13 protein-coding genes and 4 tRNA genes are annotated in these 12901 nt (G+C 68.2%); 13 read left to right on the top strand and 4 right to left on the bottom strand.

The genetic code is table 11. The annotated features are described in order from the left end of the window. The first annotated feature begins 22 nt into the window (after positions 1-22). Together QU603_RS08135 and QU603_RS08130 are read left to right on the top strand one after the other, a co-directional pair. Positions 23-1294, top strand: a complete 1272-nt coding sequence (locus QU603_RS08135) for an ammonium transporter (RefSeq protein WP_308490895.1) — start codon at positions 23-25, stop codon at positions 1292-1294. A 36-nt stretch (positions 1295-1330) separates the two neighbouring features. After that, complete coding sequence (locus QU603_RS08130) at positions 1331-1891, top strand: type II toxin-antitoxin system PemK/MazF family toxin (protein WP_308490894.1); 561 nt, start codon at positions 1331-1333, stop codon at positions 1889-1891. An 18-nt stretch (positions 1892-1909) separates the two neighbouring features. Here QU603_RS08130 and sigJ read toward each other — a convergent pair whose 3' ends face one another. Then, on the bottom strand, positions 1910-2839 hold the full coding sequence (sigJ, locus tag QU603_RS08125) for an RNA polymerase sigma factor SigJ (protein WP_308490893.1): 930 nt from the start codon (positions 2837-2839) through the stop codon (positions 1910-1912). Positions 2840-2989: 150 nt separating this feature from the next. On the opposite strand from sigJ, the gene QU603_RS08120 reads away from it, so the two are divergent. Both QU603_RS08120 and QU603_RS08115 read left to right on the top strand, forming a co-directional pair. Further along, positions 2990-3334, top strand: coding sequence for a DoxX family protein (locus tag QU603_RS08120; protein WP_308490892.1), 345 nt, complete (start codon positions 2990-2992; stop codon positions 3332-3334). Next, on the top strand, positions 3331-3804 hold the full coding sequence (locus tag QU603_RS08115) for a nuclear transport factor 2 family protein (protein WP_308490891.1): 474 nt from the start codon (positions 3331-3333) through the stop codon (positions 3802-3804). The genes QU603_RS08120 and QU603_RS08115 overlap by 4 nt, the downstream gene beginning before the upstream one ends. A 37-nt stretch (positions 3805-3841) precedes the next feature. On the opposite strand, the gene QU603_RS08110 is transcribed toward QU603_RS08115, so the two are convergent. Further along, positions 3842-3917, bottom strand: a tRNA-Val gene (locus QU603_RS08110). A gap of 150 nt (positions 3918-4067) precedes the next feature. Here QU603_RS08110 and QU603_RS08105 point away from each other — a divergent pair. From QU603_RS08105 to QU603_RS08075, 7 genes are all read left to right on the top strand, one after another. Next, positions 4068-4140 (top strand) — tRNA-Gly (locus QU603_RS08105). A gap of 51 nt (positions 4141-4191) precedes the next feature. After that, positions 4192-4265, top strand: a tRNA-Cys gene (locus QU603_RS08100). A 38-nt stretch (positions 4266-4303) separates the two neighbouring features. Then, positions 4304-4375: transfer RNA gene (locus QU603_RS08095), tRNA-Val, on the top strand. Positions 4376-4597: 222 nt separating this feature from the next. Further along, positions 4598-5800 (top strand): acyltransferase family protein, encoded by a 1203-nt coding sequence (locus QU603_RS08090; protein ID WP_308490890.1) that lies wholly within the window; start codon positions 4598-4600, stop codon positions 5798-5800. Positions 5801-5849: 49 nt separating this feature from the next. Continuing rightward, a complete protein-coding gene (locus tag QU603_RS08085) occupies positions 5850-6356 on the top strand; it encodes a glycine cleavage system transcriptional repressor (RefSeq protein ID WP_308490889.1) in 507 nt (168 codons plus the stop codon). A gap of 250 nt (positions 6357-6606) precedes the next feature. Next, positions 6607-8535 carry a threonine--tRNA ligase gene (gene thrS, locus QU603_RS08080; RefSeq protein WP_370655351.1) on the top strand — a complete coding sequence of 643 codons (1929 nt, stop codon included), beginning with the start codon at positions 6607-6609 and terminating at the stop codon, positions 8533-8535. Continuing rightward, on the top strand, positions 8535-9083 hold the full coding sequence (locus tag QU603_RS08075) for an HIT family protein (RefSeq protein ID WP_308490887.1): 549 nt from the start codon (positions 8535-8537) through the stop codon (positions 9081-9083). The genes thrS and QU603_RS08075 overlap by 1 nt, the downstream gene beginning before the upstream one ends. Before the next feature lie 13 nt (positions 9084-9096). On the opposite strand, the gene pdxY is transcribed toward QU603_RS08075, so the two are convergent. Both pdxY and QU603_RS08065 read right to left on the bottom strand, forming a co-directional pair. After that, positions 9097-9948, bottom strand: coding sequence for a pyridoxal kinase PdxY (pdxY, locus tag QU603_RS08070; RefSeq protein ID WP_308490886.1), 852 nt, complete (start codon positions 9946-9948; stop codon positions 9097-9099). Then, positions 9945-11312, bottom strand: a complete 1368-nt coding sequence (locus tag QU603_RS08065) for an aminotransferase class I/II-fold pyridoxal phosphate-dependent enzyme (RefSeq protein WP_308490885.1) — start codon at positions 11310-11312, stop codon at positions 9945-9947. The genes pdxY and QU603_RS08065 overlap by 4 nt, the downstream gene beginning before the upstream one ends. 101 nt (positions 11313-11413) lie before the next feature. On the opposite strand from QU603_RS08065, the gene pdxS reads away from it, so the two are divergent. Then, positions 11414-12310 carry a pyridoxal 5'-phosphate synthase lyase subunit PdxS gene (pdxS, locus tag QU603_RS08060; protein ID WP_308490884.1) on the top strand — a complete coding sequence of 299 codons (897 nt, stop codon included), beginning with the start codon at positions 11414-11416 and terminating at the stop codon, positions 12308-12310. Continuing rightward, on the top strand, positions 12300-12893 hold the full coding sequence (gene pdxT / locus QU603_RS08055; protein WP_308490883.1) for a pyridoxal 5'-phosphate synthase glutaminase subunit PdxT: 594 nt from the start codon (positions 12300-12302) through the stop codon (positions 12891-12893). The genes pdxS and pdxT overlap by 11 nt, the downstream gene beginning before the upstream one ends. The last annotated feature ends 8 nt before the right edge of the window (positions 12894-12901 follow it).

Below are 12901 nucleotides of genomic sequence, written 5' to 3'. Positions count from 1 at the left end.
GCACGGGCGCAGACTGTGCCGCATGGACAGCGGAAATCTCACCTGGTACATCGTCGCCACCGCCCTCGTGCTGCTCATGACGCCTGGGGTCGCCTTCTTCTATGGGGGCCTCGTACGGGCCAAGAGCGTCGTGAGCATGATGATGCTCAGCTTCGGCGCCATGGGCGTGGTCGCGGTGCTGTGGATCCTCTACGGCTACTCGATGCAAGACGTCTCCACCGGGTGGCTGGGGATCGCAGGCGACCCGTTCGCAGACTTCGGGCTGTCGTCGCTCGCCGGCGGCGACACAGCGAACGTCGATCTGGTCGGTGTCGCATACGGCGCCACCTTCGCCATCATCACCGTCGCCCTGATCTCGGGCGCGATCGCCGACCGGGCGCGGTTCGGTCCGTGGATGCTGTTCGTTGCGGCATTCGTGACGTTCGACTACTTCGTCGTGGCGGGCTGGGTCTGGAACCCACACGGCTGGATCGCCACCCTGGGCACGCACCTGGGCCTGTCGGCGAACGTCATCGACTATGCCGGCGGCACGGCGGTGCACATCAACGCGGGGGCTGCGGCCCTCGCTCTGGCACTCGTGCTGGGCAAGCGCGTCGATTTCGGGAGCCGGGCCCACAAGCCGCACAACGTGCCGCTGGTGCTGGTGGGAGCAAGCCTGCTGTGGTTCGGATGGTTCGGATTCAACGGCGGAGCCGCAGCCCTGGGCGATGGAGTCGCGCAGTCCGGCTCGCCGATCGGACTGATCGTGATCAACACCCTCGGAGCGGCCGCAGCCGCGATCCTCGGGTGGCTTCTGGTCGAGAAGCTGACGCGTCGCAAGCCGAGCGCGGTAGGCGCCGCTTCGGGCGCCGTGGCGGGCCTGGTGGCCATCACGCCTGCCTGCGCGAACTTGACGCCCGGCTGGGCGCTGCTGCTGGGTCTCATCGCCGGCGCGGCGTGCGCGAAGGCCGTCGACCTGAAATATCTGCTGCGCTTCGATGACTCGCTCGATGTCGTCGGTGTGCACCTTGTCGGCGGTGTGATCGGCACCCTGTATCTGGGCCTGTTCGCCACCGGCACCGGGCTGTTCACCGGTGGCGGCGTGGACCAGCTCATCGTGCAGCTGATCGCGTCGGTCTCGGTGCTGGTGTTCTCGTTCGCGGTGGCCTGGGTCGCCGGCTGGGTGATCGACCGCACGCTCGGCTTCCGCGTCGGCAGCGAAGACGAGGTGGCGGGTGTGGATGCCGCCATCCACGGCGAAGACGGGTACGCGTTCGTCCGTGTGCTTGCCGAGGCGTCCGTGCGGGAGGGCTGACCTCAGAGCGGCCAGCAGGCGGGATAGGGTGACCGGGTGAGCAGTGGCACCGGCATCCTGTCCCGCCTGATCGGGCTTCTCGTCCCACCGCCCCGCTGCGGGGGCGGCTCTCGGCGTTCCCGGCACGGCACCGCGCAGTCGAACCCACGCACCGGGACTGCAGGTGCGGTGGGTCAGAGCGGGATCACCGCCACTGTCGAGATCGGTCCGCCGGGGCGCGACGAGCTGACGATCTCGTACGCGCCGCACCATGACGGTGCGCCCGATGCCGGCGAGATCGTCTGGACGTGGGTGCCGTATCAGGAGAACGACGGGCGCGGCAAAGATCGCCCGGTGCTGGTGATCGCACGCGGCGACGCCTCACATGTGTTCGCCGTCAAGCTGACCAGCAAATCCCACGAGGGCGACCGGGACTTCCTGTCCATCGGCTCAGGCCCATGGGACGGGCAGGGCCGCGAGTCGTGGGTCGACATCGACCAAGTCTACCGTGTGCACGATGAGGGACTGCGGCGTGAGGCGGCGGCGCTGGACCGTGAGCGCTTCGCACAGGTCGCCACGGTGCTGCATCGACGTTACGGCTGGGCGGTCCAGGAGTGAGCCGCGGTCGGCGCGGCCTCAGGGCTGCGCCCACCCTGCGCCCGCTGCGGTGCGGCTGACCGGTGGCCACTGCGTGAGCTTGTCGGGATTGCGGGTCACCCAGAGGGTCTGGATCAGGCCGTGCGCGACCTCGACGGCGGCGATGGCCAGCGTCGTGCCGGCACCATCGCGGCCGACGAGCCCGACCTGCCCGTTCACGGCGGCCAGAGTGAATCGCAGGTCGGGCTGCAGACGGTACAGCTGCAGCAGGTAGTGTGCGATGGCCTCGGCGCCGCGCAGCGGCTCGATCGCGGCACGCACCCGCCCGCCGCCGTCGGGTACCGCCTGCGCGTCGGGATCCAGAATCGCCACGAGTGCCTCGAGGTCGCCGCCGTCGAGCGCCGCTTTGAAGGCGGTCACGACGCGATCGTGCTCGTGTGACGGGGTCGGCTCGGGGCGCGCCTCACGCACCCGACGTCGCGCGGTGGACGCGAGCTGCCGGCACGCCTGCGGGGAGCGGCCGACGATCTCGCCCACCTCTGCGAAGGTGTAGTCGAAGACGTCGTGGAGCACGAAGGCGACCCGCTCGGGCGGGGTCATCGCTTCGAGCACGACCAGAAGGGCGATGCTCAGCGAGTCATCGAGTGAGATGCGGTCGGCCGGATCGGCCGTGTTTCGCGTGGGTGCCTGGCTCGTCCAACGAGCGCTGCCGGGGACGGGCTCGGGCAGCCACTGCCCGACGTAGCGTTCACGGCGGGCTCGCGCTGAGCGCAGGATGTCGAGACAGATCCGGGTTGTGACCGTGACCAGCCACGCCGTGGGCGACGCGATCGCACGCCGTTGCTGCTCGGTCTGCCGGTACCAGCGCTCGTACGCGTCCTGCACGGCATCCTCTGCCTCGGTGACCGAGCCCAGGAGTCGATAGGCGACGTTGATCAGCATGCCGCGGTCGGCCTCATCCGCCTTCATCGGCACCTCCTGTCCGCACCCCGTGCCTACAGACAATGACGAGACAGCCTGCGCAGGTGTGAGGCGGCGGGATCGTCCTCACATTCGGCCAGGCTACGTCGTCACATCTGCGGGGAGCGAGATCCGCTCCTGCCTGACAGAGAGACGCTCATGATCTACGTCATCATCACCGTCGTCGCGATCGCCGCCAATGGGCTGGTCGCCGCCGCCACTTTCGCCCGGGCGCGGTTCATCACCGCGAATCTCGGTGAGGTCGATCTTCCGCAAGGCGGCATTCCGGTGTTCGCGGCGCTGCAGGCAGCCGGAGCGATCGGCCTGGCTGCAGGACTGTTCGGATTCACGATGGCAGGGATCGCCGCGGCCATCGGTCTGGTGCTGTTCTTCGCCGTCGCCCTCGGCGTGCATCTGCGCGCGCGGGCCTACAAGAGCCTGCCGTCACCGCTGCTGTTCCTCGCGCTGTCCGTGGCCGCACTCGCATGCGCGGTTACCCGGTGAGCCGCGTGCTGACCGAAGGCGTGGGGGCGGTCGCCGACCGCCTCGAGATCGAGGCGCTTCGCGGCGAGTTCGCCGACGCCGGGATGATGGGGGACTTCGACAGATTCGCGCTGCTGTTCACCGCCGACGGGGTCTGGCGGATGCCGCATCTCCCGATCACATTCGTCGGTCGGGACGAGATCCGTGCCGGCGTCGAACAGATGCAGGGCATGTGGGAGTTCTTCGTCCAGACCACGCACGTCGGCGTGATCACGCTGGACGGTGATCGGGCGGTCGGCCGGGCGTACGTCACCGAGTTCGGACGCATGCGCGACGGCCGCTCGCACGCCAACCACGGTGTCTACCACGACCTCTACGAGCGGCCGATCGAGGGATGGAAGTTCCGGGAGCGACGCTACGAGGTGCTCTACGCCGACGACACAACTCTGTCTGGGCGACCCGGCTTCGCGCACAACGCGGGCGGCGCGTGAGCAGAAGACGAAAGCCCCCGGTCAGCGGAGGCTTTCATGGTGGGCGATGCCGGACTCGAACCGACGACCTCTTCCGTGTGAAGGAAGCGCGCTACCAACTGCGCCAATCGCCCGCAGCCCGAAGGCGTGCGTAGAGACTCTACCTGATCTGAGCACCCGGATCGAACCAGCGAGGGTGACACGCGCGGCAGACACGTGGTTTTGCATGGGGGTCGGAATCAGTTAGAGTTTTACCTGCGCCGGAGAGATCCGGAGTGCGAAATGCGGATGTAGCGCAGTTGGTAGCGCATCACCTTGCCAAGGTGAGGGTCGCGAGTTCGAGTCTCGTCATCCGCTCGAGTGCGGGGTTCCTTTCAGGAGGGACACGCCGTGGGGACCGATCCACGCGGTGGCGTGGCCGAGTGGCTAGGCACCGGCCTGCAAAGCCGTTTACACGGGTTCGAATCCCGTCGCCACCTCCACTCCCGGCCTATGCCGGACAAATGAACAGCCTGAACAGGCGCGATTGGCGCAGCGGTAGCGCGCTTCCCTGACACGGAAGAGGTCACTGGTTCGATCCCAGTATCGCGCACGAGATAAAACCCCCGGTAAAACCGGGGGTTTTTGCTTCGTGAAACAGAGACGTGCGTTCAGCAGTCCCAATGCTCCTGCAAAGCCACACCTCGATGAAGACACGGCCGAGAATCGGATGTCGGACCCCGGCGTAAACGCCCGCTCCGCATCGGAATGAGACTCCTCTCACAACCCCATCACACTCAGCCAGCATTGATAACGACTTTGTAACGTCGAAATGATGCCAGTAGCAACACGATTGTCTGCTCTCGACGGGCTCCGCGGCATTGCGGCGCTCGTCGTGGTGGTCCACCATGCGCTTCTCGTCTCACCGTCCTTCGCGGCGGCATACTACGGAGGGCCCACTCCAGACAATCCGTGGTTGATCGCGCTGGCGTATACGCCGCTGCACCTCATGTGGGGCGGTGCCGAAGCCGTCGTCCTGTTCTTCGTTCTCTCTGGCTTCGTCCTCTCGCGGGCGGCGCGATCGCGTTCGTTCGACTGGTTCGCCTATTTCCCCTCGCGCATCCTGCGCCTGTACGTGCCCGTGATCGCCGCGGTCGCGTTCGCGTTCGCCATTCTGCTGCTGCCGCACGACGGCGCCACATCGAGTCCGTGGCTGACCGGCCGCGTCACCGGGTACCCGCTGCACGACATCCTGCGCGACCTGACTCTGCTCGGAGGCTCGTCCGGAGTCGTCTCACCGCTGTGGACCCTGCGCTGGGAGGTCATCTTCTCGCTGCTGCTGCCGGTCGCGGCGTACTTCGCGCGACTGATCCCGGCGTGGATGCTGGGCATCGCATGCGTGGTCATGTCGGCCATCGGCGCGAGCCAGGACGTGGCATCCCTCCAATACCTGCCGATCTTCGGCATCGGCGTGGCCCTCGAGGGCATGTGGGACGGGATCAGCCGGATGGTCGAGCGAGCGACACGGCACGTGGGGTGGCTCGTCTGGACGGCGGTGCTCGCCGTGGCCACCGTTCTGCTGAGCATGCACTGGTTGCTGCTGTTGCCTCTCGGACACAGCGCCGCCGTCGCATTCTCCCAGGCGCCGATCGTCATCGGCGCCGCGATCTTCGTCGTCGCTGCCGTGCACTGCGCTCCACTGCGGCGCGCTCTCACGTGGCGGCCTGTCGTGCTGCTGGGCGCGATCTCGTTCAGCCTCTATCTGATCCACGAGCCGATCGTGATCTTCATGGCGAACCTCACCGACGCCATGACCTGGACGCTGCTGACCGCTGTGCCGCTGGCCCTGATCACGGCGTGGGTGTTCTGGCTCGTGGTCGAGCGCCCCGCGCACCATCTCGCGCGGTTCGTGCGCACGCGCGCGACGCAGACTGACGATCCCGCGCAGACCACGCAGGCCGACGATCCCGCGCCGATGCCCTCGCCGGGCGCCGGAGCCGAAGCCGAGCACCGCAACTACCGCGCCGCACGGGTGTGAGGCAGGCATCCGCCCCGTGGCGGCGGCGCTGCGCAGTAGGCTCGGGCCCATGGCTCACCTCGTGCTCACCGTGGTCGGCGACGACCGCGCAGGTCTGGTCCAGCGTCTCGCCGATCTGATCGCCGAGCACGGCGGCAACTGGGAGCGCAGCGAGCTGGCCGAGCTGGCCGGCGCGTTCGCAGGGATCGTGATGGTCGAGGTGCCGGAAGATCGCGCCGATGCGCTGACCGACTCGCTCTCGGAGATGGAAGGGCTGCTGGCGATCACGCCGTACCGTGGACACGCCGAGGCCCCGCCTGCCGGAGACAAGGTCACCTTCACCGTGCTCGGCAACGACCGGCCGGGAATCGTGCGTGAGGTCACGCACGTGCTGGTGGCCGGAGGGCTGTCGATCGACCGGTTCACGAGCCGCACCACTGCCGCGCCGATGGCCGGTGGTGAGCTGTTCGAGGCGACGGTGACCGCTCGCGCAGCCGACGGCGCGGACGTGCACGCGGTGGTCGCGCAGCTCGAGCTGCTCGCCGGCGAGATCCAGGTCGATCTGATCGTCGCCTGAGCGGGACACGGCACGCGACTAGACTCGAAGCCATGGAGCTCGTCGCCTGGAACCGCCCGACCGCCGTCGTGGTGTGCGTGCGGCGAACGCTCTAGGCCCGAGCGGGCAGCGACGCCAATGCGTGTCGCGAAGCTGAGCCATCCCGAGCCATTCTTCTTGGAGAACTCCCGTGACTGACCTCACCCCTGCGTCGGACGTGTCGTACCCCGCCGACGGATTCGCCCTCTTCTCGGACCGCTCCGTGGTCGCGATGCGCGTGAACGGCGACCTGAAGGACCTCGCCTCCACGGTGGATGCATCCGACGTCGTCGAACCGGTGACCATCGACAGCCCCGACGGACTGAACATCCTGCGGCACTCGACGGCGCACGTGCTCGCCCAGGCGGTACAGCGCATCAAGCCGCAGACGAACCTCGGCATCGGCCCGCCGATCACCGACGGCTTCTATTACGACTTCGGCACGCCCGAGCCGTTCACCCCCGAAGATCTCAAAGCCATCGACAAAGAGATGCAGCGCATCGTGCGCGAGGGACAGCGATTCGTGCGCCGGGTCGTCACCGACGACCAAGCCCGCGCCGAGCTCGCCCACGAGCCGTTCAAGCTCGAGCTGATCGGCCTGAAGGGCCCGAACGCTGCCAAGACCGAGGGCGCCACCGTCGAGGTCGGTTCGGGCGAACTGACCATCTATGACAACGTCGGCCGCGACGGCGAAACCCTGTGGAAGGACCTCTGCCGTGGCCCGCACCTGCCCAGCACCCGACTGATCGGCAACGGCTGGGCGATCTCACGCGTCGCGGGCGCGTACTGGCGCGGCAGCGAGAAGAACCCGCAGCTGCAGCGCATCTACGGCACCGCGTGGCCCACCAAGGACGAGCTGCGGGCCTACCAGCAGCGGCTGGAAGAGGCGGCCAAGCGCGACCACCGACGCCTGGGCAAAGAGCTCGACCTGTTCTCCTTCCCCGAAGAGATCGGCTCCGGCCTGTCGGTGTGGCACCCCAAGGGCGGCATCATCCGGCAGGAGCTGGAGCAGCACGCGCTGCGCCGGCACCGTGAGAGCGGTTACACCTACGTGTACACGCCGCACATCACCAAGGAGGACCTCTTCCTCACGTCGAACCACCTCGTCACTTATAAGGACGGCATGTTCCCGCCGATCCGGCTCGACGAGGAGCGCGACGAGAACGGCGAGATCACCAAGCAGGGCGTCGACTACTACCTCAAGCCGATGAACTGCCCCATGCACATCCTGATCTACCGGGAGCGGGCACGCAGCTACCGCGACCTGCCGATGAGGCTGTACGAGAACGGCACCGTGTACCGCAACGAGCTGTCGGGCGCGCTGCACGGGCTCACCCGGGTGCGCGGCTTCACCCAGGACGACTCGCACCTTTTCGTCACCCCCGACCAGCTCGAGGACGAGGCGACCAGCGTCCTCGACTTCGTGCTGTCGATGCTGCGCGATTTCGGGCTGACGGACTTCGAACTCGAACTGTCGATGCGCGACAACGAGAAGTCCAAGTGGATCGGCGACGAAGAGCACTGGGCAGTTGCCACCGACGCCCTGCGGCGCGTGGCACAGGCATCCGGTCTGAAGCTGACCGAGGTCGCCGGCGAAGCCGCCTTCTACGGGCCGAAGATCGATCTCAAGGTGAAAGACGCGATCGGTCGCACATGGCAGCTGGCCACCGTGCAGCTCGACTTCAACCTGCCCGAGCGCTTCGAGCTGGAGTACACCGGTCCGGACGGAGAGAAGCACCGCCCGGTGATGATCCACCGCGCGCTGTTCGGATCGATCGAGCGCTTCTTCGCGATCCTGCTCGAGCACTACGCGGGCGCGTTCCCGGTGTGGCTCTCGCCGGTGCAGGTCGTCGGCATCCCGGTCGCCGAAGAGTACGCGGACTATCTCGACGAGATCATCGCCCGGCTCAAGACCGCGGGGGTGCGCGCCGAGGTCGACCACGGCGACGACCGCATGCAGAAGAAGATCCGCACGCACACCACCCAGAAGGTGCCGTTCCAGCTCATCGCCGGCGAGCAGGACCGGGCAGCCGGCGCAGTGTCGTTCCGCTTCCGCGACGGCTCGCAGCGCAACGGCGTGCCCGTCGACGAGGCCGTGCGACTGATCCGCGGCGCCATCGACGGCAAGGCGCTCGTGAACACCGACACGGACCTGGTCTGATGGCAGAGGATGCCCAAGCCGCCCCCGAGATGAGCCTCTCCGGCGATCTGCCCGGGGTGCCGGACGGCTTTCAGCGGCTGTGGACTCCGCACCGCATGGTCTACATTCAGGCCGGTGCCGAGGCGATGCACGAGGACTGCCCGTTCTGCGCCGCGGCGCACAAGAGCGACGAAGACGGGCTGATCGTGCATCGCGGCACGAGCGCCTACGCGCTGCTGAACCTCTTCCCCTACAACTCGGGGCACCTGCTGGTCTGCCCATACCGCCACGTGGCCACGTACGACCAGGCCACCGACGAAGAGGTCGCCGAGATCGCCTCGATCACGCAGCATGCCATGAAGGTGCTGCGTGACGTGTCCAACTGCGACGGGTTCAACATCGGCATGAACCAGGGCCGGGTCGCCGGCGCCGGCGTCGACGAGCATCTGCACCAGCACATCGTGCCGCGGTGGGCCACCGACGCGAATTTCTTCCCGATCATCGCGCGCACGAAGGCTCTGCCGCAGCTGCTCGGAGAAGTGCGCCAGGCCGTCGCCGACGCTTGGTGAGCGCGGTCGCGGTTCAGCGCACCCGGGCGACCTCGAACTGCACGCGCGGGTGGGCGTAGAACTCCTGTGCTTCGACGAGCCGCAGTTCGCGGCTGGCCGACTCGTGGGTCAGCCGCAGCAGATCCCACACGCTGGAGGTCGTGCGTGCCAGGGCCGTTGCCGCACTGCCGGTGGCACGGTAGTGCGCCGTGAACAGTGCGGCCGTGACATCGCCTGAGCCGTTGGCCTTCAGCGGGTGCAGGGGAGTGCGCACGATCCACGCGCCCTCGTCGTCGACGGCGAGCATCTCGATCGTGTCGCTGGGGCGGTCGGGTCGCACGACGCTCGTGACGAGCACGGTGCGCGGACCCATCGCGCGTGCGGCGTCGACCGCGGCCAGGGTGCTGGCCAGATCCGTGGGCTCGGTGCCGGTGAGATACCCCAGTTCGAACTGGTTGGGGGTGATGATGTCAGCCGCCGGCACGACGCGGTCGCGCAGCAGATCGGGGATCGCAGGGGCCACGAAGCAGCCCGACGCGGCGTTGCCCATCACCGGGTCGCACGCGTAGACGGCGTCGGGGTTGGCGGACTTCACCCGTGCCACGGCATCCAGGATCACGTCGGCGATGCCCTCGCCGCCCTGGTAGCCGCTGAGGACGACGTCGACCTCGCCGAGCGCGCCGCGCTCTTGGATGCCGGTGATGACCTCGCGTACGTCGTCCGGGCTGATCATCGGACCGCGCCAGGCGCCGTAGCCGGTGTGGTTCGAGAAGTTCACGGTGTACACGGGCATCACGTCGACGCCGATGCGCTGCAACGGAAATACGGCGGCCGAGTTGCCCACGTGGCCGTATGCGACCGCGGACTGGATGGAGAGGAAAGTCACCGGTCGATCATCCCATGCGTGCCGGAGAGGCCCGCCACGGCTGCCTGCGCCCCGTCTTGGGTCCCGCCCAGCGCTGCCGCCACGTCGTCGGCGAGACGTTCGGCGTCGGCGTCGGCGAGGTCGTGCACGGTCATCCGCAGGTGCGCCGAGGGCGCCCCGCCCAGCCGGAACTCGTCACCGGTGCGCGCAAGCCAGCCGCGACGCATGAGGTGCGCGGACGCCGCGGCCGCCCCGCCCGGTGCAGACAGCCAGAGGTTCAATCCGTCGCCGGCTGCGGCATCCACCCCTCGCGCCGTCAGACGCTCGGCGAATGCGACGTTCCGTGCGGCGTAGTGCGCGGCAGCCTGCGCGATCTGCGCGCGCACAGACGGGTCGGTCAGCTGTGCATGGGCGAGCCGCTGCAGCAGGTGGCTGACCCAGGTGGTGCCGGGACTCAGACGCAGGGCGAGTCGCTCCGCCGTGCGCGGGTCGGTGGCAGTGACCGCCAGGCACATGTCGGGGCCGAGGAACTTGGACACCGAGCGCACGAGGGCGAATCGGCGGTGCTCCGGTCCCACGATCGAATGGAAGGGATGCCGCGACAGCAGCGAGAAGTGATCGTCTTCGATGATCAGCACGTACGGGTGCTCGCGCAGCACCTCGCGCAGGGCGCTTGCCCGAGCGGCCGTCACGCTCACGCCGGTCGGATTCTGCGCGCGCGGAGTGCACACGACGGCGCGGACTCCCTGTTCGAGAGCGGCCTGAAGTCCGTCGACGGTCATGCCTTCGTCGTCGATCGGCACCGGGACGGCGCGATAGCCGCCGAGGCGCACGGTGTGCATGCCCGCCAGCCAGCAGGGGTCTTCGAGCGCGACCGCGTCATCCCGGGTGAGAGCCCCCGCGAGAAGGCGTTCGACCGCGTCCACGGCCCCAGAAGTGACGGTCAGGCGGAAGCGTGCAGGGGCGACATCCGGTGCCATCCACTCCTGCGCCCACTGCGCGAGGTCGGCGTCGATCACGGGCTCGCCGTACAGCACGGGGCGACCGACCACCGCTGCCAGCGCGCCCTCCGGTGCGGGGATCAGTGCGGGGTCGGGATTGCCGGTTCCGATGTCGCGCAGCACGCTGCCCTGGGCGTATCCGTCTTGGGCGATGGGAGCCGGGTCCGAGATGCGGGTGCCCCCGCGGCCCAGCGTCTCGACCAGACCGGCCTGTGTGAGCTGTCGGTATGCGGAGACCACCGTATTGCGGTTGACCCCCAGCTGCGCGGCCAGTGCGCGCACGGGAGGCAGCACGTCACCCGGAGACAGCGTGGCGCGGTCGCGCAGATCGCGAATGCTCTCGGCGATCTCTGCGGCGGTCGCGCCCGTGATGGCAATGGTCATGACACCTCCTGAAATGACTGTAGCCGCCGTGATATCTTTTGGCATAGGCCAATGAGATGCGTTGGCATAGTGAAGAAGACACAGCGAAGAAGGGTGCCACCGTGGCTGACGAGACTCGTACCGCCGGAACCGCTCGGGTCAAGCGCGGACTTGCCGAGATGCTCAAGGGCGGCGTCATCATGGACGTCGTCACCGCCGATCAGGCGAAGATCGCCGAGGATGCCGGGGCCGTGGCGGTCATGGCCCTCGAGCGGGTGCCCGCCGACATCCGCGCGCAGGGCGGAGTGGCGCGCATGAGCGACCCCGATCTGATCGACGGCATCATCGAGGCCGTCTCGATCCCGGTCATGGCCAAGGCGCGCATCGGGCACTTCGTCGAGGCGCAGGTGCTGCAGCAGCTGGGTGTGGACTACATCGACGAGTCCGAGGTGCTCTCGCCCGCCGACTACGTCAACCACATCGACAAGTGGAACTTCACCGTGCCGTTCGTGTGCGGCGCCACCAACCTCGGCGAGGCGCTGCGACGCATCAACGAAGGTGCGGCGATGATCCGTTCCAAGGGTGAGGCCGGCACCGGCGACGTGTCGGAGGCCACCAAACACATCCGCAAGATCTCGGGCGAGATCAACCAGCTGCGTTCGATGACCAAGGACGAGCTGTACGTCGCCGCCAAGGAGCTGCAGGCGCCGTACGAGCTGGTGGCCGAGGTGGCAGCCACCGGAAAGCTGCCGGTCGTGCTGTTCGTCGCCGGGGGAGTGGCCACTCCCGCCGACGCGGCGATGATGATGCAGCTGGGCGCCGACGGCGTGTTCGTGGGCTCGGGCATCTTCAAGTCGGGCGACCCCGCGGCCCGGGCGGCCGCGATCGTGAAGGCGACGACGTTCTACGACGACGCGAAGGTGATCGCCGAGGTCTCGCGCGGGCTGGGGGAGGCGATGGTGGGCATCAACGTCGCCGACCTCGCAGCGCCGCACCGCCTCGCCGACCGTGGCTGGTAAGCCCCGGATCGGCGTCCTCGCACTGCAGGGGGACGTGCGCGAGCACACGCACGTCCTCACGGAGCTCGGCGCCGAGGTGGTGCCCGTGCGCCGACCCGGTGAGTTGGACGCGGTCGACGGCCTGGTGATCCCCGGCGGGGAATCCAGCGTCATGGACAAGCTCAGCCGCGCGTTCGGGCTGCAGCAGCCGTTGCGCGATGCGATCGCGGACGGGATGCCCGTCTACGGCACGTGTGCGGGGCTGATCATGCTCGCCGACCGCGTCACCGACGCCATCGTCGGGCAGCAGACGCTGGGCGGGTTGGATGTCACCGTGCGACGCAACGCGTTCGGCAGCCAGGTGGAGTCCTTCGAGATCGACCTGGATGTGCCCGCGGTGGGAGTCCCTCCCGTGCATGCGGTGTTCATCCGCGCCCCGCTGGTCGAGGAAGTCGGGCCTGGGGTCGAGACGCTGGCCGCCCTGCCGGACGGCACCGTCGTCGCGGTGCGTGCCGGCAACCTGCTGGGCACGTCGTTCCACCCCGAGATGAACGGTGAGACGCGCTTCCACGGTCTGCTGTTGGAGCTCGCGCGACGTCGGTGACCGCCCGT

This window comes from Microbacterium terrisoli, from assembly GCF_030866805.1.
GTDB lineage: Bacteria > Actinomycetota > Actinomycetes > Actinomycetales > Microbacteriaceae > Microbacterium > Microbacterium terrisoli.
This window is presented reverse-complemented; position numbering and strand designations above follow the sequence as displayed.

Bases quoted from the DNA above. Each gene is read 5' to 3' on its own strand.
- QU603_RS08135 (WP_308490895.1), top strand. From the start codon at position 23: ATGGACAGCGGAAATCTCACCTGGTACATCGTCGCCACCGCCCTCGTG.
- sigJ (WP_308490893.1), bottom strand. From the start codon at position 2,839: ATGAAGGCGGATGAGGCCGACCGCGGCATGCTGATCAACGTCGCCTAT.
- QU603_RS08120 (WP_308490892.1), top strand. From the start codon at position 2,990: ATGATCTACGTCATCATCACCGTCGTCGCGATCGCCGCCAATGGGCTG.
- QU603_RS08090 (WP_308490890.1), top strand. From the start codon at position 4,598: ATGCCAGTAGCAACACGATTGTCTGCTCTCGACGGGCTCCGCGGCATT.
- QU603_RS08085 (WP_308490889.1), top strand. From the start codon at position 5,850: ATGGCTCACCTCGTGCTCACCGTGGTCGGCGACGACCGCGCAGGTCTG.
- thrS (WP_370655351.1), top strand. From the start codon at position 6,607: ATGCGCGTGAACGGCGACCTGAAGGACCTCGCCTCCACGGTGGATGCA.
- QU603_RS08075 (WP_308490887.1), top strand. From the start codon at position 8,535: ATGGCAGAGGATGCCCAAGCCGCCCCCGAGATGAGCCTCTCCGGCGAT.
- QU603_RS08065 (WP_308490885.1), bottom strand. From the start codon at position 11,312: ATGACCATTGCCATCACGGGCGCGACCGCCGCAGAGATCGCCGAGAGC.